A 19,307-nucleotide genomic window follows, 5' to 3' on the forward strand; every position below is an offset into this window, starting at 1 on the left:
TAGAGTAGTACAGATAGCTGCAGTTAGAGTTGTTTTACCGTGGTCAACGTGGCCGATAGTACCAACGTTTACGTGCGGTTTTACACGTTCAAATTTTTCTTTAGACACGTTCGTGTTCCTTCCTAGTTATGATTCGTCGTGACCAGAATTGATCATCGACGCGCCAGAATTTGCTATTTTATGCGCCAACGTCCGTCAGCGCAATATTTGGACGTATTGATCTGTAAAAAAGTCGCTGACTTTTTTTACAGGCAACGAGCCCGATTAGTAACCACGCTCTGCCATAATGGCATCTGCAAAGTTCTTCGGTACTTCTGCGTACTCATGAAACTCCATAGAGTATGAGGCGCGACCTTGAGTTGCAGAACGTAGATCGGTTGCATAACCAAACATTTGAGATAGTGGTACTTGAGCACGGATGATCTTCAGACCTGCGTGGCCTTCATCCATACCTTCGATCATGCCGCGGCGACGGTTTAGGTCACCGACAACATCACCCATCCAATCTTCAGGAGTGGTTACTTCAACTTTCATCATCGGCTCCAGAATAACAGGGTTCGCTTCAAGCGCGCCCTTTCTGAATGCCATTGAACCTGCGATTTTAAACGCCATTTCGCTTGAATCGACATCGTGGTAAGAACCATCAAATAGCGTCGCTTTAATATCCAGTACAGGATAGCCAGCTAATACACCGCTATTCATTTGCTCTTCGATACCTTTACCTACCGAGCTAATAAACTCTTTTGGTACAGTACCGCCAACGATCTCATCAACAAAGACGAAACCTTCACCCAGTTCTGAAGGCTCAAGTTTGATCCATACGTGACCGTACTGACCGCGACCGCCTGATTGACGAACGAACTTGCCTTCCACTTCCGCTGAACCACGAATGGTTTCACGGTAAGCAACCTGAGGTTTACCAACGTTGCAATCAACGCTGAATTCACGCTTCATACGGTCAACGATGATATCAAGGTGAAGCTCACCCATACCAGAGATCAGAGTCTGACCTGTTTCGTTATCCGTTTCCACGCGGAAAGATGGATCTTCTGCTGCTAGTTTACCTAGTGCAATAGCCATCTTATCTTGGTCTGCTTGCGAACGAGGCTCAACGACAATCTGAATAACAGGTTCAGGGAATTCCATGCGCTCTAGAATCACTTTGTGGCTCTGATCACACAGGGTTTCACCTGTCGTTACGTCTTTTAGACCGATTGCAGCGGCAATATCGCCCGCACGAATTTCTTTTACTTCTTCACGTTTATTGGCATGCATCTGTACGATACGACCAAAGCGTTCACGCTTTTCTTTTACTGAGTTGTAAACAGTATCACCAGTGTTTACCACACCAGAATAAACGCGCATGAAGGTTAACGTACCCACAAATGGGTCCGTTGCAATTTTAAATGCTAGCGCAGAGAACGGTTCGTTGTCGTCAGCATGACGCTCAACGTCGTTACCATTGTCGTCGACACCTTGAATTGCAGGAACATCAACAGGCGATGGTAAGTATTCAACCACAGCATCGAGTACCGCTTGCACACCTTTATTTTTGAACGCACTACCACAAGTAGCCAGCACGATTTCATTGTTTAGTGTACGAGTACGTAGTGCTTCTTTGATCTCAACTTCAGTCAGCTCACCGTCTTCAAGATATTTATCCATCAACTCTTCGCTGGCTTCTGCTGCCGCTTCAACTAAGTTGTTGCGCCATTCTTCAGCAAGCTCTTGCATGTCAGCTGGAATGTCTTCGTAAGAGAAAGACATGCCTTGATCGGCGTCATTCCAGTTGATCATTTTCATCTTGATAAGGTCGATAACACCTTTGAAATCCTCTTCTGCACCAACGTTAAGTTGGATAGGAACAGGGTTTGCACCAAGACGGTTTTTAATTTGGTCAACAACACGTAAGAAGTCTGCACCAGTACGGTCCATCTTGTTGACGAATACTAAGCGCGGAACTTGGTATTTGTCTGCTTGACGCCAAACGGTTTCAGACTGAGGTTCTACACCTGATGAACCACAGAACACAACCACAGCACCATCAAGCACACGCAGAGAACGTTCAACTTCAATCGTGAAGTCAACGTGTCCAGGAGTATCAATGATGTTTACGCGGTGATCTTGGAACTGTGCGTCCATACCACGCCAGAAGGTGGTTGTCGCTGCAGACGTAATCGTAATGCCACGCTCTTGCTCTTGCTCCATCCAGTCCATGGTAGCAGCACCATCGTGAACTTCACCGATTTTGTGAGAAAGGCCTGTGTAGAACAGAATACGTTCAGTTGTGGTAGTTTTACCTGCGTCTACGTGCGCACAGATACCGATGTTACGGTAGCGCTCAATAGGGGTTTTACGAGCCACGGTGAATCCTCTTAACTTAGGGACTATTGCTATCTTCAAGGGAGGTAAAAACGCTACCCCTAGATATAGCAATAGTTCCTAGCATATGCATAGGAACTAAAGAAGTGCTGCGAGGATCCCCGCAGCACTGAAAAGGTATTACCAGCGGTAATGAGCGAATGCTTTGTTCGCTTCTGCCATACGGTGAACGTCTTCACGTTTCTTAACAGCAGTACCTTTGTTTTCTGACGCGTCTAGCATTTCAGCAGCTAGGCGAGCAGCCATAGATTTTTCACCACGCTTACGCGCAGCTTCAACTACCCAACGCATAGCAAGTGCGTTACGGCGAACCGGACGTACTTCTACAGGTACTTGGTAAGTTGAACCACCTACACGGCGAGATTTAACTTCTACCGCTGGGCGAATGTTTTCAAGAGCTTCTTCAAATACAGCTAAGTGATCTTTACCAGATTTCTCAGCCATAGTGTCTAGTGCAGTGTAAACAATTTTCTCTGCAGTAGATTTTTTACCGTCAACCATAAGAATGTTAACGAATTTTGCCAGCAATTCAGATTTGAATTTTGGATCTGGAAGGATCTTACGCTGACCAATAACGCGACGACGTGGCATGGATATTCTCCGTTGTCTTTTTCAGGTTATCCAAAACTTTTCAGTTTCTTCAAAAATTAAATATTTTAGTGTTTGGCCTTACTTAACGGAATCCATTAAGACTTAGGACGTTTCACACCGTACTTAGAACGAGCTTGTTTACGGTCGTTTACGCCAGCACAGTCAAGTGCGCCGCGAACTGTGTGGTAACGAACACCCGGAAGGTCTTTTACACGACCGCCACGGATTAGTACAACACTGTGCTCTTGAAGGTTGTGACCTTCACCGCCGATGTACGATGTAACTTCGAAGCCATTTGTCAGACGTACACGACAAACTTTACGAAGTGCTGAGTTAGGTTTTTTAGGTGTAGTAGTGTAAACACGAGTACATACACCACGTTTTTGTGGGCACGCTTCTAGTGCTGGCACGTTGCTTTTAACAACTTGCTTTGCACGAGGCTTGCGAACCAACTGGTTAATAGTTGCCATTAACTAGCTCCTGAATTACTTGAAAGTAAGCTTTGTGAAAAATCTATCCCTATCGCCGAGTGAAAATTCACTTCGCACAAATAGGGACGCAAAATTCTATGCAGCAGTGAGAGGTGTGTCAAGAAATATACAGATCTTTTTTAACCTTCGAGACGGCTATGGCACTTCCTCGAAGGAAAATAAAGACAATCTGTTAATTCCAAGTCAACGATGTTGGGTGTGTGGCGGTTAACTCAACAAAGCCAGCAAAGTCCACCACGCATAGCGATGGGCTCACTCGGTTAAAAATCCCACGCGCTAAAGCATCTTCTTTAAGCACGGAAACATCCATCGGCTTGAGTATAGTAAACATCGGGTGTTGCGTATGGCTGACGTAAACGGAATCCTCAACCAAGAGAACTTGGTCGCCCTCTTGGTAGGCATTACTCACTTCAGAAAGCGCTTGAGCAGTTTGAACGATATGTAACATAGTGAGTTCTCAGAATGACAGCAGCTTGCTGGCTTGATGTAATTTGAGTTTGATTTCAGCAGGCTCCAATCGCTCTGCCGCAATCACCAAGTCAGCTTGCCCCAATCCGCGCTGCGCGAGTGAATCGGCGCAAACAAACACTTGTTCAATGTCATACAAATCAAACAACTTCAGCATTGGCGCATAATCTTTGCTAAGAATTCCCTGCGGTTGCTGACCTTGCAATAATTGATAAACACCATCACCAATGAACAATACGCAGATATCTTCACAATACGCCGACGCGGCAAGTAGCGCATCAATGCCTTCACGCCCAGCACTGGTTTTATGTGGCGAGCTTCTAAATACGTAGGTTAATTGACTCAAAACTGCACCACTCTATCTTGGGTTAGCATGGCTTCGGCTAAGCTGCCTAATCCAGCCTGAGAAAAGCCATCAGCGAGGTTATGCTGCACGAGACCATGTTGGGTTGCTTCCCCCTGACTGACGATACCACGACGCAATGCGGCCGCCACACAGGTCTCCAAGCGTACATTGTGCTGCAGAGCTAAGGTTTGCCATGCTTTGGTCAAATCAAATTCATCATTGGCCGGAACACTGAGTGCCGAACCATTGGTCACACCATCTTGATAAAAAAACACACTCACGAGAGTGTGTCCTTGGGTAACTAATGCGCTCGCAAACTGGTAGGCATTCCGTGCAGCTTGACTGCCATACACGGAACCGTTCACTACCAAGGTATAGGTTAGAGACACTTCTCTTCATCCTCAATTTTTCGCTGACGAATATACAGATAAACCGTATGTTTCGAGATATTGAGTCGGTCAGCGACACGGTTAATCGCATCTTTGATGTCGAAAATACCTTTGTCGTACAACTCCATCACGATTTGACGGTTCTTGGTGTTGTTTGATACCGATTTATCAGCATTGATCTCTTCGATTGTGCGTTCAACGGTTTGGTCCACCAGCTCTTCAACATCACTAGCAAAGTTAACCGATGATGCGGCATCTTTGGCTTCTTGTGTTGGCATGAACGATTGTAGAACTTGTGAGAATGGCGCATCCAAGTTGACGTTGACACACAACAAACCAATCACGCGGTTGTCGCCATTGCGGATCGCGACCGTAATTGACTTCATCAGCACGCCACCTTTAGCGCGAGTGAAGTAAGAACGAGAGAAGTTACGCTCAGAACCTTCGATATCTTTCAGCATTTTCAATGCAAGATCGGTGATAGGAGAGCCCACTTGGCGCCCGGTATTTTCACCATTGGCAATCTTGATTGCCGAAGTATTCAGATCTTCTAACGAGTGCAGTACGATTTCACAAAACGGGCCAATTAAGCTCGCAATGCCATCTACAACAGCCTCATAAGATCTTAGAATGATTTTATCGTGCTCACTGAATGGCATCACATGGACGGATTCCATCTCGAGCAACATATCCGTATTTAAGGTTTCAGTCGTGGTCACTTTCTTTAGCCTTCGAGCGATAAATCAACAAATTGATGTAAGTTTATCAGAAATTTTGAATAGAACACCTAGCTATACCGCCAACTAGTGATTTAGAACAAATAAATCATCCGCTCTGCTGTGCAATTTGCGCGGCGACTCGACTGTTTGACCGCCCCTGCCCCCCTTGACTTGACGAGCAATAGACAAAAAAAGACTCGGCAATACCGAGTCTTTTTATGGATATTTTATCGCTGATGCTACGTAATAATAGTGAATCGCTTACTGAGCAGGCTTGTCGATATTAACCAGTTCCACTTCGAACACCAACGTAGAGTTCGCAGGGATAGTCGGTGTGTCTTGGCTACCGTATGCAAGCTCAGGTGGCAAAACAAACTTAAATTTAGAGCCCACAGGCATTAGCTGTACGCCCTCAGTCCAACCACTGATCACGCGGTTCAGCGGGAACGTTGCCGTTTCATTGCGATCGTATGAGCTATCGAATTGAGTGCCATCGATCAGCGTGCCTTTGTAATGTACTTCAACCGTATCAGTGTCTTTCGGCTTCGCACCGTCACCTTGTGTGATCACTTGGTACATTAGGCCAGAATCGGTGGTCTTAACGCCTTCTTGTTTAGCGAACTCAGCACGGAAATCAGCACCGGCTTTAAGTGCCACTTTCGCCGCTTCTTGTGCTGCTTTTTGCTGCTCTTCCGCTTTCACTTGCATAATTTCAGCAACACGCTTATCTAACGCTTCTAGCGCTGCGCGAGTTTGCGCTTCGTCCAGTGCAACGTCGCCAGCAAATTGATCAGAGATACCTTTTAGTACCAAATCTTTATTCAAAGTAATGCCGATTTCACTTGGCTTATCTAGGCTTTGAGATAGGTAACCAGCAAATGAGACACCAATCGCGTATGCCGCTTTGTCATCTTCCGTTTTAAAGTGAACCGCTTTGCCTGTTTCCGCTTGAACTTGTTCAACAGCCGGTGCAACTTCTTTTTTTGGCTCTTCTTCTTTCTGACAGCCAACCGCTAGCGCAACAGTAGCAGCAAGCAATGACACTTTAAAAATCGATTTCATTTAATTCTCCAATTAAGGCATTTTGTCTTTGTGCACAAATCTTTAATAAAAACTGGTACGCACTCGCATGTTATACCAATATAGCCAATATGCGTCTGAATGAAACGTAAACCAAGTGGATAATTGAACTTGATGCGGATAATTTTTAACTCTCTACTCATTGGCTTTGTCATCACAGCGTTAAATGGCTGCTTTTTTTGGGCCTCTGACGATCAACGTTGGGAACTTGAGCCTCAAGGCACAACCAGTTTCGCACTCAGTCGCGACGCTCGCTTTGCGCTTGCCTACTCCAAAGAGCACCAACTGGTACTTTGGGATCTTTATCAATCGCAACAATTGGCTTCGTTAGGCGCGCAAGATCAACAAGCCAATACCGTTTCTCGTATTCGCATTTCCGATAATGGCCGTTATGCCATTACCGCCACACAGTTTAACTTTGCCGTTTGGGACTTAGCTTGGAGCCAATCGCAAGGGTTGTGGTCAATCTCCGATGGAACTATCCGTGACGTTGATATTTCCAGTAACGGTGAACAAGTCTTGCTGGGACTCTCCAATGGCAAAGCCATTCATGTCAATTTAGTCACCGGACGACGCATAGAGTTCCTTGCTCACAACGAAAAAGTTAATTCTGTTGCCCTTTCGCCCAACGGGCGCTTTGCGTTAACCGGCGGGAATGATTACACCGCCTATCTATGGGATACCACCAGCGGACAAATTCAACATACCTTTAACCATGACCAACGCGTCAATCGTGTCGCTCTTCATCGTGACGGGAAATACGCATTTTCCTCTGATGGGGGCAATCATGCGGTCGTGTGGGACTTAGTCAGCGGAGAAGAAGTCAGCCAGTTAAGTAGTTTTTCACGCCAACTGATTTTTTCCAGTGCGCGTTTTTCCGATGATGGTCTGCAGTTAATTACCGGCACACCGTCGAGTCGAGTGATGGTATGGGATTCACTGACAGGTAAGCGCTTGGAAGGTTTTGAAGCCGAGCCTTTAAAAGATGCTCGTCCTCCTCGGGCAGTAGTGTATGATGCGGCCTTCGATAATCAACACCGCGTTGTCTCTGGCACCTCTGCCGGCATCGCCCAGGCTTGGACATTAGATTAATACCATGACAGAAAAGCACATCACTGAACTTGAAAACCGTATTAACGACCTTGAATGTCAACTTGCTTTCCAAGAGCAGACCATTGATTCATTGAATGATGCATTGAGTCAACAACAGCTGTTGATTAGCAAGATGCAGGATCAAATGAAATACGTAGCGGGTAAAGTAAAGAATTTGGACTCGTCGAATCTCGCCGATCCATCAGAAGAAACGCCACCACCGCACTATTAGTCAAAGCAAAGTCAAAGCAGCAAATTATCTCGCTTTGTAGTTTAGCGGTGACGCGGCGTTAACTAAAACAGTACGCGATCACCGCACCAGCCACCACTAAGCAACCGCCAATACGTCGCAAGTGAGCATCCGGATGACGACTCAACTCAGCAACCATATTTCGCCAACCATTTGGGGCGATCAATGGACCAAGCCCTTCAACAATCAATACCAGCCCGATCGCTACCCAGATTGAATTTGACATCACAACCTCTTAATTCATCATTAATCATCGAGACAAATAGTCAGCAATGTGCGGGAGAAAATCAGCAGCATTGAACAGAAACTTATCTTGATTTGTATTCTATACCGGCAAAAAGAAAGGCCCCTAAAAAGGAGCCTTTACTGTGTGCTTATCAGGCCGCTTATTTCGCTGGCGCACCTTTCGCATTGTTCATGTATTGGAAGAACTCACTGTTCGGATCCAACACTAGAATGTCGTTCTTGTTGCTGAATGATTTCTCATACGCTTTCAATGAACGTAAGAAGCTGAAGAATTCAGGATCTTTGCTGTATGCATCAGAGTAGATCTTCGCTGATTGTGCATCTGCTTCACCGCGTGTTACTCGTGCGGTTCTGTCTGCTTCTGCCAACGTTGTCGCTACTTCTAGCTCAGCTTGAGCGCGGATAACTTCTGCTTTCTCACGACCTTGTGAACGGAACTTACGCGCCACTGATTCACGCTCAGCACGCATACGCTTGTAGATTGAATCACTGATGTTATCTGGAAGGTTGATTTTCTTCATACGGAAATCAACAATCTCAACACCCAAGTCATCCATTGCACTCTGACGAGAACCATTCAAAACGTTCGCCATGATGACATCACGTTCGCCATCAATCTCTAACGCTTCTTTCGCAGCTTCTGTCGTCGCCACGCTATCGATGTTATCTGCTGGAGGCAGTACATCTTTATTACGCGGACCCGATACAATTTGCTTGATTTCACGCGAACCGATTTCAGAACGCAGTAGATCGGTCACTTTACGCTCTAGCAACGTTTCAGCGGTCAATGTGTTACCACCACCTGTTGCTAGATAGTATTGGCCGAAATCTTTAATACGCCATTTCACGTAGGTATCGATGATCACGTCTTTTTTCTCAGACGTTACAAAACGATCCGAACGACCGTCCATTGTTTGAATACGAGCATCCAGTGTTTTCACACTGTCAAACATAGGCATTTTGAAATGCAGACCTGGTTCGTAGATACGAGCGATTTCATTGTTATCTTTCAGTACTCGACCAAAACGAATCACGATACCGCGCTCGCCTTCTGGGATCACAAACAGTGACATCAGCATGATCGATAAAGCAACAACCAATACAGGGATCATTAACTTACGCATTATTAGTATCTCCCTTGGCGCGAATCAGATGAACGAGATGAAGTGTCTGATGTTGACTCCGTAGTTTTCGACTCAAGCTCAATTTGATCGTACGTTGAAGATGACTTCGAACTACGTTTAGTTTGAGTTTGACCTTCTTGACCTGCCAGCTTATCGATTGGTAGGTAAAGTAAGTTGCCGCTCGATTCAGAATCGATAAGAACCTTCGAAGTATTCGAGTACACTTCTTCCATCGTATCTAGGTACAGACGGTCACGAGTCACGTCTGGCGCAGCTTGATATTCTGGAAGCAGTTTTTCAAACTGAGCAACTTGACCTAACGCTTCGTTAGTTACACGCTCAGAATAACCCAATGCTTCTTTCTTCAAACGCTCTGCACGACCTGTTGCTTTTGGCAAAATGTCGTTACGGTAAGCTTCTGCTTCACGCTCAAAACGCTCAGCATCCTCACGAGCTGCGATAGCATCATCAAATGCATCTTTTACTTGCTCAGGTGGACGTGCTGACTGGAAGTTCACATCAACAATCGTCAAACCCATATCGTAATTCGCGATAATGTTGTTCAACGTTTCTTGTGTATTTTGACGAATTTGCTGACGACCGCTGGTTAGAATGCTATCCATCAGTGAGTCACCAATAACTGCACGTAGCGCAGAATCTGTTGCTTGGCGTAAGCTGTCGTCCGCGTTAGTCACTTGGTATAGGTATTTGTATGGATCCGAAACACGGTACTGAATATCCATGCCGACGGTCACAACGTTTTCGTCTTTGGTCAGCATTGTGCCAGAGGCACGTAGCGATCGGATCGCCTGAACGTTAACCGCGGTCACTTCATCAATAAAGCGAGGGCGCCAGTTAAGACCAGGATCGACGATGCGGTTGTCATATTTACCTAAACGAAGTACGACACCACGTTCAGCTTCACCAATGGTGTAAAATCCAGAAAAGAACCAAATTGCTACCGCGATAGCTGCAATAACACCAACACCTAGTGCACCGCCACCGCCGATAGAAGGGCCTTTACCGCCTTTTCCACCACCAAATTTGCCACCCAGCTTCTGACTCAGTTTGTTGAAGACTTCGTCTAAGTCTGGCGGTCCTTGTTCACGGCCACCTTTGTTACCGCGATTATTATTACCCCATGGGTCATTATCGCGGCCTTTGTCGCCGTTATTATTACCAGGCTCATTCCACGCCATTAGAAAGCTCCATCATTTGATATGACGTTATACTGTAGCAGTCATTTAAGTAACTATAAAGTCACGTAAAACTGCCCCTTCTCTTTTTTCAAGTCTAGACCAATCTACTTGTTGCATGCGGATATTTATCAACAAGTTACCATCTTGATCATATTCTTCTTGCTGAATACTCTTCATTTGGAAGAATGTACTGCGTAATCGCCCTTGATGTTGCGGCGGAACACACAGTTGATATTGAACCATTTGACTCGCTAGACGTTCTGTCAGCGCCTCAAACAACAGATCAATACCGATGCCTTCCATTGCCGACACCCACACAGTGCGTGGCATGCCTTCTTCATCACGTTCAATACGTGGTTTTTGGTTTTCTAAATTATCAATTTTGTTCATCACAACCAAAGAAGGCACCTCATGGGCATCAATCTCTTCTAAGACGATCTGAACAGCTTGCATGTTCTCACGAAAACGTTCATCACTGGCATCAACAACATGTAACAAAATGTCAGCTTCTTGCGTCTCTTGTAACGTTGCCTTAAAGGCTGCAACAAGATCGTGAGGTAAGTGTCGAATAAACCCTACCGTATCAGCCAGTATTGCTGGGCCAACATCAGCAAGTTCGATTTTTCGCAGCGTTGGATCCAACGTTGCAAACAATTGATCAGCAGCATAAACGCCAGCTGCAGTAATACGGTTAAACAGCGTAGATTTCCCTGCGTTGGTATAACCGACTAGTGAGATGGTTGGTATTTCTGCTCTATTTCGCGCACGGCGTCCTTGTTCACGCTGCTTGGCCACTTTGTCCAAACGACGCAGGATTGCTTTAATACGCTCACGCAACAAACGACGGTCAGTTTCTAACTGTGTTTCGCCTGGCCCACGTAAACCGATACCACCTTTTTGTCTTTCAAGGTGCGTCCAACCACGAATCAATCGCGTAGAGATATGTCTAAGCTGAGCAAGCTCAACTTGCAATTTACCTTCGTGGGTTCGAGCGCGTTGTGCAAAGATATCGAGAATCAAACCGGTACGGTCTACCACTCGACACTGACAAAGTGCTTCGAGGTTACGTTCTTGGGCAGGAGAGAGGGCGTGATTGAAAATCACAATATCAGCGTCAGTCGATTGCACAATTTGTGCGATTTCCTGGGCTTTACCCTCACCGACATAGTATTTCGGGAGTGGTGACTGACGACTACCCGTTACGACTTGTAACGAGGATACGCCAGCGGAAGACACCAACATCTCAAACTCGCTGAGATCTTCCCACTCCCCTTCTTGCGTGAAGTTGATATGAACAAGTACGGCTCGCTCACCGGCTTCATAACGGTCAAACAAGCAATCAACTCCTCAAAGTAAAACGATTTGTACTCAGAGATTAATCTTCCGATTTCTCTGGGCGATCACCTTGTGGACGATCACCGCTGTGGTGGCTCACTGGACGAGCCGGAACAACTGTTGAAATTGCGTGCTTGTAAACCATTTGGTTAACAGTGTTCTTCAATAAGATCACGAATTGATCGAATGACTCGATCTGACCTTGAAGTTTAATACCGTTCACGAGATAGATAGACACTGGAATACGTTCACGACGTAAAGCGTTTAAGAACGGGTCTTGTAGAGATTGCCCCTTAGCCATTTTATTTTCCTTATTTTGTAATTTTGTTTTAGTTATTTAGCTAGTGGTTAGTTGCAAGCAGCCAAACTGCTGCATCAGAGCTAAACGAATAAAAAACACCCTGAGTTACTGTTATGAAGGTAAATACCTCAAAATTCAAGTAACAGATCCTTTAAAGGGCACATTCACGCAAAAGCGATCACATTATACACAGCTTCGATCGTCCGATGCCACGGCATTTGAGACGGTTTCGAGTGCTTGTTCAATGTTTTCACTATCTAACCAAGTTAAATTATCCCAGCTGCGTAACCAGGTAATTTGTCGCTTGGCCAATTGGCGGGTCGCACAGATACCGCGGAAAACCGCATCATCCAACGTGCAATTCCCATCCAAATAGTCCCACATCTGTCGGTAACCGACACAACGAATTGACGGTAGATCAGGATGAAGATCATCACGCGCATACAGCGCCTTCATCTCTTGCTCAAATCCTGCTTCGATCATCTTTTCGTAGCGCAGTTCTATACGACGATGGAGTTCAGCCCTTTCCTTGGGTGCTATAGCAAACTGCTTAACGTTAAACGGCAAGCTTTCGCCTTTCGTTTGCGTAAGCTCTGTAAGAGTTTTACCTGAAATTCGATAAACTTCCAACGCTCGTGACAACCTTTGCGGATCATTACGATGTATACGTTCAGCGGAAACGGGATCGACTTCACGCAACTGATCGTGCAGTACCTCCCAACCATGAGTCAATGCTTCTTGCTCAATTTGTTTACGAATTGCAGGGTTTGCAGCCGGAAGTGGTGATAGACCTTCCAATAATGCCTTGTAATACAGCATTGTACCGCCAACCAGTAACGGAATTTTGCCTTGAGCGACGATGTCATTCATTTCACGCAGCGCATCACGACGAAAGTCCGCCGCGGAATACGATAATGCCGGATCTAAAATATCAATTAAACGATGTGGGGCTAATGCAAGCTCCTCGGCATTTGGCTTCGCGGTGCCAATATCCATTCCTTTGTAGATCAACGCAGAATCCACAGAGATGATCTCAATCGGGTATTTCTGGCGTAAACGAATCGCTAAGTCCGTTTTTCCTGATGCGGTTGGCCCCATTAAAAATAGAGCGAGTGGTAATTGTTTATTCATAGGTTAAAAGCTGCGATCGTGGCAGAAAAATCTATCGGTCTAACAAATGCTGAATCTTGTAACGGTAGCCTTCCTTGCCAAAGTTGTTCAACCTCAGCAATGATTTGAATGGCTTCGGACAAAGTGTAGTCGCTTTTTACGCGCGTGACTTGATCCGCTAACCAATTGGAGAGCAATTTAGCGTCAAGATTTGCCGGACTGAGATCCTTTTCCTGTTGCGAATTTATCTGTGGCGATGAAGATACGGCGTAAGATAACAGATCTGGAATCAACTGTTGCAGGTTTTGTTGTCTCAAAGGCGCAGGAACCCCCATCACCATCACCGCTTGTGCCGTACGGCATTTTAGCTCTAAACCAAAACGAGCAAATAATGCCTGATGTTGGTGATAAGCGGCGATCAATTCAGGTTCCAGTTTTAATGATAATGGCACTAGCAGCGGCTGACTTTTTAACGCGTGTTCGGTCACTTGTAGTTGCCCACAAACTCGCAGCCATTCAGCATAAGCAAGTGACACGGCATGTGCTCCCTGCTTATCTGCCATCATGACAAAACGGCCAGAGGCCATGCAAATCGCTTTGCCTAAAGCTTGGATTGGCGCTGAGACTGCCACTGACTGTTCACTCGCCTTATTCGCGTCTTTACTCTCGGTCGTATTCGTTGTTGCATCACGCTTACTCGTCGAGGTTTGCAGTAACTGCTGGTAAGCAATCACCTCTTGTTTTGATGGCGCTGGCGTGCCGTAATGTTGCGACTCTCGTCCGCCACTTGCTGCCTGAGAGCGTGAACTTTTTCCGCTCTCTTGCCATTCACTACGCGGCGCGCTCTCACGCACTGCTGCTTGGCTGGCTCGTTCTTCGTGATAACCAGTGCGACCTGGATAACTCGGCGTATTGTCGACCGCATGATAAACGCGCGGCGGGACGATGGACTCTGTCTGTTGAGGCTGATCTGTATCCTGACTCACGCCAGAGTGATTAATATCCGTTTCAGAGCCATTGTCCTGTGCTATCGCACAACTTGGGTCACTGCTCGGCTCATGAAAGGCGGAAGACTTCACTTCCGGTTTATCAATATGCAGACTCTGCGCTAAGGCATCCGCTAAAGCTTGATAAATAAAGTCATGGACTAATCTTGCTTGATGGAAACGCACTTCATGCTTAGCAGGATGGACATTGACATCCACTTGGTGAGGATCAATTTCAATATAAAGCACGTAAGTGGCAAATTGCTCTGGGCGTAAGCTCGTTTCATAGCTTTGGCGAATGGCATGATTGATCAACTTATCACGCATCATGCGACCATTGACGTAGCAGTATTGTAGATCGCTTTGTTGGCGAGCACCTTCAGGGCTGGTGATCCAACCGTGTAACTTTAATCCTTGGTGCTCCAATTCAATTTTGAGCATATGGCGAACAAAGTTATTGCCACACACTGCCGCGATACGCTTTTCGGCTTGTACTTCTGTTTTCGCTGCGCGGTACTGTTTGATCATTTTGCCGTTGTGACGCAAATTAATCGTCACATCAAAACAGCTTAAGGCGATGCGTTTGATTAACTCGTCGATATGAGCAAATTCGGTTTTTTCGGTTCGAAGAAATTTGCGTCGAGCTGGCGTATTAAAAAACAGATCCAAGACTTCGACAGAGGTGCCTAGAGGATGCGCTGCGGGTAGCAAACTCACCGCCATATCACGCCCTTCACTATGCGCTGCCCACGCCTGCTCTTGAGTTGCAGGGCGTGAGGTTAATGTTAAACGTGATACCGAACTGATACTCGCCAACGCTTCACCACGGAAACCTAAACTCATGATCGCTTCGAGATCATCTAACGAATGGATTTTCGACGTGGCGTGGCGGCTGAGCGCCAAGCCTAGTTCGTCTTTCGCAATCCCTTTACCGTTGTCACGCACACGGATCAGCTTGGCGCCACCTTTTTCAATATCAATATCGATACGCGTGGCGCCTGAATCGATGCTGTTTTCAACCAGCTCTTTAACGACCGAAGCTGGACGCTCAACCACTTCACCAGCCGCAATTTGGTTCGCCAGTCGAGCGGGCAGAATTTTGATCGTCATATCAATTCGCAATTAGTTGTGAGGAATAATCAACATCTGACCAACCGCAAGCTGATCAGACTTCAAGTTATTAGCTCGGCGTAAACTATCAAGACTCACACCATATTTTTTGGCTATTTTGCCTAAGAAATCACCACGCTGTACTTTATGCTTACGCAATGGCTGATCCTTGAGGCTGACTGTCACTTTGAGTTTTTGCCCCAGCTTGAGCGTATCTGAACGTAAGTTGTTTTCACGCTTGATGGCTGCAACCGACACTTTATAACGGCTGGCGATCTTGCCCAGATAATCCCCTTTTACCACCACGTGTGTCACCGTTTTGGTTTCCACCGGATTACGCACTTGAGGGACAGGGACACCGCTCGATGCACCAGGAATCGTTAGGGTTTGACCAATCGCAAGGCTACTGCTTTTTAAGTTATTCGCCTGCATAATTGCTTTGGTTGAACTGCCGTATTTCTTGGCAATCACCGACAATGACTCACCACGACTCACTTTATGCTTAATGCTCTTACCGCGATTGGCAAACAAAGTGCCTTCTGGAGGATTCTCTTCAAAGTACTGCACTATCGATTTCGCTAACGCACGCGCTAACTTATCTTGGTGGCTACGTTGGAAGAGCAATTTCTCTTCGGTTGGGTTAGAGATAAAGCCAGTCTCAACCAATACCGATGGAATATCAGGTGACTTCAACACCGCAAGGCTCGCATTAACCGGCTCTTTCTTATGCAGACGCACACCAACACGGCTCATTTCACTCAAGATCTTCTTCGCAACTTTGTAGCCTTCTTTTTGTGAATGACTAAATTGCAGATCTAACAGCGTTTGGCTGACATTCTTGTCGTTATTGTTTTTCGCCAGTACTTCACCGGCACCACCAAGTAATTGTGACTGTTCTTCATGGTTCTCGACCCAGCGGGCGATTTCAGTATTGGCGCGGCGAGTATTAAGCACGAACACCGACCCACCACGGGGCTGAGGAGAATGGAAAGCATCTGCGTGGACAGAAACCAACAAGTGGGCTTTGTTTTTACGCGCAATACCAGAACGCTTATTCAGGTTCACATAGTAATCACCCCGACGAGTGAGCACCGCTTTCATCCCCGGAACCGCATTGATTTGGTCAGCAATTTTCTTTGAGATCGCAAGCGTTGCATGCTTTTCGTACTTGCGCGTTGGACCAATTGACCCCGGATCTTCACCACCGTGTCCCGCATCAATCGCGACGACGATATCGGCGGTACCGAGCAGTTGTGACGCATCACGACTGACTTGCGTTTTACTTGGTGAAGTCGTCACTGCCGCAGGCTTGCTTCCGCCATGATCAAAATCAACCACCAAACGATGGCCATATTGACCCCCCGGTGTTGGCGCGAGTTTAAATAACTGTGCCGGAGCATTCTTAGACAGTTCAAAGACTAAACGATAGGTGCCCGACTGAGGAGGCGAACTCTTACGAATCTTCTTCAACACCGGACTGCCTTTTACGTTCAAAGGCAATTTGGTTTTAAGCTGAGTGTCTTTTAGATCCACCACCAAACGGTTAGGGCTCGACAAAGAAAAATAGCTAAACTCCGCTTCCGACTTGAGATCGATAACGACACGAGTTTCATCAGGTGATGGCCATACTCGAAGGCTTTCTAATGTATTAGCGAACAAGGCACTCGAAAACAGAGACAATGCCAATACACAAGAAAGAGAGACAGCACGCAAGGATTGACTGATCAACATAACTCCAACTGGTCTAAAAGGCGACGTCCATAATCATTATTAGCCACAAGCTCGACGACGCGCGCTTCACCGTTATAGCGAATATCAATATCGAGATCGGCGTCTGGTAACATGCCAACCCCTTTTTCTGGCCATTCAACTAAACAAATCGCATCAGGGGTAAAATAGTCACGAATCCCCATAAATTCGAGTTCTTCAGGGTCAGCCAAGCGATATAGATCAAAATGGTAAACTTGCCATTGATCCAGTTGATACGGTTCAACCAAGGTATAAGTTGGACTTTTCACGTTGCCTTGATGGCCTAATGCGCGCACAAAACCACGGCTAAATGTCGTCTTTCCCGCGCCTAGATCACCATGCAGATAAATGGTGGTTTGCTGCGAGCATAGATTGGCCAATGCCGTTCCTAGTTGAATCGTCGCATTTTCATCGGCTAGGGCGAATTGTTTTGAGCTCATGACTGTTTTCTCGTAAATGACTATATAAAAATCAAAAGAACTGGAATAGTAAACTGGGTTGGAATTGAGAGACAAGCTCTCTTATGTAAGTTAACGGAAAATAATCGTCAATTAAACTCGATTTGTTGGCTAGATCCCGCGCAGAAGATCTTGTAAGATCCCGCCCCCTTTGTATGAGCGACGCTAGCATGAACTATCAAGAACTCGCAGATAACATCAAAATTTGGGCCAACGATCTTGGTTTCCAAAAAGTAGGCATCTGCGATATCAATTTGCAAGAGCATGAAGCGACGCTACAAAAATGGCTCGATGCTGGCTATCACGGCAGCATGGAATGGATGGCACGCCATGGCATGATGCGCGCAAGACCCGATGAGTTATTGCCGGGAACCGTGCGTGTGATCAGCGTTCGTATGGATTACCTACCGCCAAAAGCCCAGTTTGCGACTAATCTTGCGGATCCAACCCAAGCTTATATTAGCCGCTACGCTTTAGGCCGTGACTACCATAAACTGATCCGCAATCAGCTCAAAAAGCTGGGTCAAAGAATCGAACAGGAAGTGGGCAGCTTTGGTTACCGACCTTTTGTTGACTCTGCCCCTATCTTAGAACGTCCATTAGCCCAAAAAGCGGGTTTAGGTTGGACGGGCAAACATTCTCTTATCTTAGACAAAGAATGTGGTTCATGGTTTTTTCTTGGGGAACTGCTGATCGACTTGCCACTCCCAGTGGATACACCGAGTGAAGATCAATGTGGTAAATGCAAAGCCTGCATGACGTCATGCCCAACCAATGCGATTATTGAAGAGGGTATCGTTGATGCTCGCCGCTGCATCTCCTATCTCACCATAGAGTATGATGGCATCATTCCAGAAGAGTTTCGTAAACCAATGGGGAATCGCATCTATGGCTGCGATGATTGCCAGCTCGTCTGCCCGTGGAACCGTTTCTCTTCGCTCACTGAGCAAGATGATTTTCATCGTCGACAGTCACTGCAAAATCCTGATTTAATCGCACTGTTTGCATGGGACGAAGCGAGCTTCTTAAAAAATATGGAAGGTTCTGCCATCCGCCGTATTGGTCATGTTCAATGGCTGCGCAATTTGTCGATTGCGATGGGCAATGCCCCCTACTCACAAGATATTGTTGAGGCACTACAAATGCGCATCGGTATTTCGCCGGTATTGGATGAACATATCGAGTGGGCGCTCGCACAGCAACGACAGCAAATAAAAGAAAAAAGCGGTATCGATATTACCCATCAACGACTGATTCGAGTTATCAATAAAGGCATACCGAGAGATGCATAATATTTGCCATCTGACTAGTGTGGTTATTTGACTTGGCTCTAAAATTGGAAATGTGGAAAAACAACCAGTCTCATGCCAGTTTCGATGTAGAGATAAAAGTTAATCACAAGCGCAAGAAATGATTAGGATCAAATAAAAAGCACTTAATGATCCAAATTATAGCGTTGATCAGATCGCAAAACACCACAAAATCCTTACCAATCAATATCTTACCTAGAAATATTAATTTCTACGATTAAAAATATTAGCAAATGATCTTTGTGGAACTGTTTTATTCAGAGCAAAGTTTCAGGTTACCCACCAAGTTATCCACATTGACTTTTTTGTGGATAAGTCTGTTAATTAATCAATAGAAGTCACGCAGCATGCACTGTTTGCCTAATTATTATCGATAGTTCAATGAGATAATAACAAAGACAAAAGCGCCAGCCGTATGGCAGCGTATTTTAATTATTTTGGGTTTTATGCTTCACAGCATTAGAAAGAGCGATTGGCCTTACATGGCCAGATCAAATGAAGTGTTCATTTGAGGGGACTCTAAAGTAGTAGGACTGACGTCTTATACTTTATATCTTCTTCATGAAGAAAA

The 19,307-nt window shown here is 45.8% G+C and carries 21 protein-coding genes; 3 read left to right on the plus strand and 18 right to left on the minus strand.

The genetic code is table 11. The annotated features are described in order from the left end of the window. The 9 genes from RH86_RS20190 to fkpA all read right to left on the minus strand — a co-directional run. The coding region (locus tag RH86_RS20190; protein ID WP_005595135.1) for a GTP-binding protein at positions 1 to 108 on the minus strand (108 nt) is incomplete at its 3' end. Positions 109 to 264: 156 nt separating this feature from the next. Further along, the gene (gene fusA, locus RH86_RS14460) at positions 265 to 2,364 is read right to left on the minus strand and encodes an elongation factor G (protein ID WP_009386849.1); all 2,100 of its coding nucleotides are present in this window, start codon (positions 2,362 to 2,364) and stop codon (positions 265 to 267) included. Between the two features lie 138 nt (positions 2,365 to 2,502). Next, entirely contained in the window at positions 2,503 to 2,973 is a 471-nt protein-coding gene (gene rpsG / locus RH86_RS14465) for a 30S ribosomal protein S7 (protein ID WP_005595138.1), read from the minus strand. Positions 2,974 to 3,068: 95 nt separating this feature from the next. Continuing rightward, complete coding sequence (gene rpsL / locus RH86_RS14470) at positions 3,069 to 3,443, minus strand: 30S ribosomal protein S12 (protein ID WP_005595139.1); 375 nt, start codon at positions 3,441 to 3,443, stop codon at positions 3,069 to 3,071. 193 nt (positions 3,444 to 3,636) lie between these two features. After that, positions 3,637 to 3,912: a sulfurtransferase complex subunit TusB gene (gene tusB, locus RH86_RS14475; protein WP_009386851.1), complete on the minus strand. Its 276-nt coding sequence runs from the start codon at positions 3,910 to 3,912 to the stop codon at positions 3,637 to 3,639. A gap of 9 nt (positions 3,913 to 3,921) precedes the next feature. Next, a complete protein-coding gene (gene tusC, locus RH86_RS14480) occupies positions 3,922 to 4,278 on the minus strand; it encodes a sulfurtransferase complex subunit TusC (RefSeq protein WP_005595142.1) in 357 nt (118 codons plus the stop codon). Further along, positions 4,275 to 4,667 (minus strand): sulfurtransferase complex subunit TusD, encoded by a 393-nt coding sequence (gene tusD, locus RH86_RS14485; protein WP_005595145.1) that lies wholly within the window; start codon positions 4,665 to 4,667, stop codon positions 4,275 to 4,277. The genes tusC and tusD overlap by 4 nt, the downstream gene beginning before the upstream one ends. Next, positions 4,658 to 5,386, minus strand: coding sequence for a transcriptional regulator (locus tag RH86_RS14490; RefSeq protein ID WP_005595147.1), 729 nt, complete (start codon positions 5,384 to 5,386; stop codon positions 4,658 to 4,660). Before RH86_RS14490 ends, tusD begins: the two co-directional genes overlap by 10 nt. 261 nt (positions 5,387 to 5,647) lie before the next feature. Continuing rightward, positions 5,648 to 6,448: an FKBP-type peptidyl-prolyl cis-trans isomerase gene (fkpA, locus tag RH86_RS14495; protein WP_009386855.1), complete on the minus strand. Its 801-nt coding sequence runs from the start codon at positions 6,446 to 6,448 to the stop codon at positions 5,648 to 5,650. A gap of 132 nt (positions 6,449 to 6,580) precedes the next feature. Between fkpA and RH86_RS14500 the strand changes: the two genes are divergently transcribed. Further along, positions 6,581 to 7,558 carry a WD40 repeat domain-containing protein gene (locus RH86_RS14500; protein WP_009386857.1) on the plus strand — a complete coding sequence of 326 codons (978 nt, stop codon included), beginning with the start codon at positions 6,581 to 6,583 and terminating at the stop codon, positions 7,556 to 7,558. A gap of 4 nt (positions 7,559 to 7,562) precedes the next feature. Next, positions 7,563 to 7,790: a SlyX family protein gene (locus RH86_RS14505; RefSeq protein ID WP_005595151.1), complete on the plus strand. Its 228-nt coding sequence runs from the start codon at positions 7,563 to 7,565 to the stop codon at positions 7,788 to 7,790. Positions 7,791 to 7,848: 58 nt separating this feature from the next. Here the strand turns inward: RH86_RS14505 and RH86_RS14510 are convergent, their stop codons facing one another. From RH86_RS14510 to tsaE, 9 genes are all read right to left on the minus strand, one after another. After that, a complete protein-coding gene (locus tag RH86_RS14510) occupies positions 7,849 to 8,034 on the minus strand; it encodes a DUF2065 domain-containing protein (protein WP_009386859.1) in 186 nt (61 codons plus the stop codon). 160 nt (positions 8,035 to 8,194) lie between these two features. Next, entirely contained in the window at positions 8,195 to 9,178 is a 984-nt protein-coding gene (gene hflC / locus RH86_RS14515) for a protease modulator HflC (RefSeq protein WP_005595153.1), read from the minus strand. A 2-nt stretch (positions 9,179 to 9,180) separates the two neighbouring features. Continuing rightward, entirely contained in the window at positions 9,181 to 10,377 is a 1,197-nt protein-coding gene (gene hflK / locus RH86_RS14520; RefSeq protein ID WP_009386861.1) for an FtsH protease activity modulator HflK, read from the minus strand. 45 nt (positions 10,378 to 10,422) lie between these two features. Next, a complete protein-coding gene (hflX, locus tag RH86_RS14525) occupies positions 10,423 to 11,712 on the minus strand; it encodes a ribosome rescue GTPase HflX (RefSeq protein WP_005595155.1) in 1,290 nt (429 codons plus the stop codon). 40 nt (positions 11,713 to 11,752) lie between these two features. Further along, complete coding sequence (gene hfq, locus RH86_RS14530; RefSeq protein WP_004415850.1) at positions 11,753 to 12,013, minus strand: RNA chaperone Hfq; 261 nt, start codon at positions 12,011 to 12,013, stop codon at positions 11,753 to 11,755. A gap of 183 nt (positions 12,014 to 12,196) precedes the next feature. Continuing rightward, a complete protein-coding gene (gene miaA, locus RH86_RS14535) occupies positions 12,197 to 13,144 on the minus strand; it encodes a tRNA (adenosine(37)-N6)-dimethylallyltransferase MiaA (RefSeq protein WP_005595156.1) in 948 nt (315 codons plus the stop codon). Next, positions 13,141 to 15,219 (minus strand): DNA mismatch repair endonuclease MutL, encoded by a 2,079-nt coding sequence (mutL, locus tag RH86_RS14540; RefSeq protein ID WP_009386862.1) that lies wholly within the window; start codon positions 15,217 to 15,219, stop codon positions 13,141 to 13,143. The genes miaA and mutL overlap by 4 nt, the downstream gene beginning before the upstream one ends. A gap of 12 nt (positions 15,220 to 15,231) precedes the next feature. Further along, positions 15,232 to 16,950, minus strand: coding sequence for a LysM peptidoglycan-binding domain-containing protein (locus RH86_RS14545; protein WP_009386863.1), 1,719 nt, complete (start codon positions 16,948 to 16,950; stop codon positions 15,232 to 15,234). Then, on the minus strand, positions 16,944 to 17,408 hold the full coding sequence (tsaE, locus tag RH86_RS14550) for a tRNA (adenosine(37)-N6)-threonylcarbamoyltransferase complex ATPase subunit type 1 TsaE (protein WP_005595159.1): 465 nt from the start codon (positions 17,406 to 17,408) through the stop codon (positions 16,944 to 16,946). The genes RH86_RS14545 and tsaE overlap by 7 nt, the downstream gene beginning before the upstream one ends. Before the next feature lie 188 nt (positions 17,409 to 17,596). Between tsaE and queG the strand changes: the two genes are divergently transcribed. Continuing rightward, positions 17,597 to 18,718, plus strand: coding sequence for a tRNA epoxyqueuosine(34) reductase QueG (gene queG / locus RH86_RS14555; RefSeq protein ID WP_009386864.1), 1,122 nt, complete (start codon positions 17,597 to 17,599; stop codon positions 18,716 to 18,718). The last annotated feature ends 589 nt before the right edge of the window (positions 18,719 to 19,307 follow it).

Source organism: Vibrio sp. N418 (genome assembly GCF_000222565.1).
Taxonomy (GTDB): Bacteria; Pseudomonadota; Gammaproteobacteria; order Enterobacterales; family Vibrionaceae; genus Vibrio; species Vibrio scophthalmi.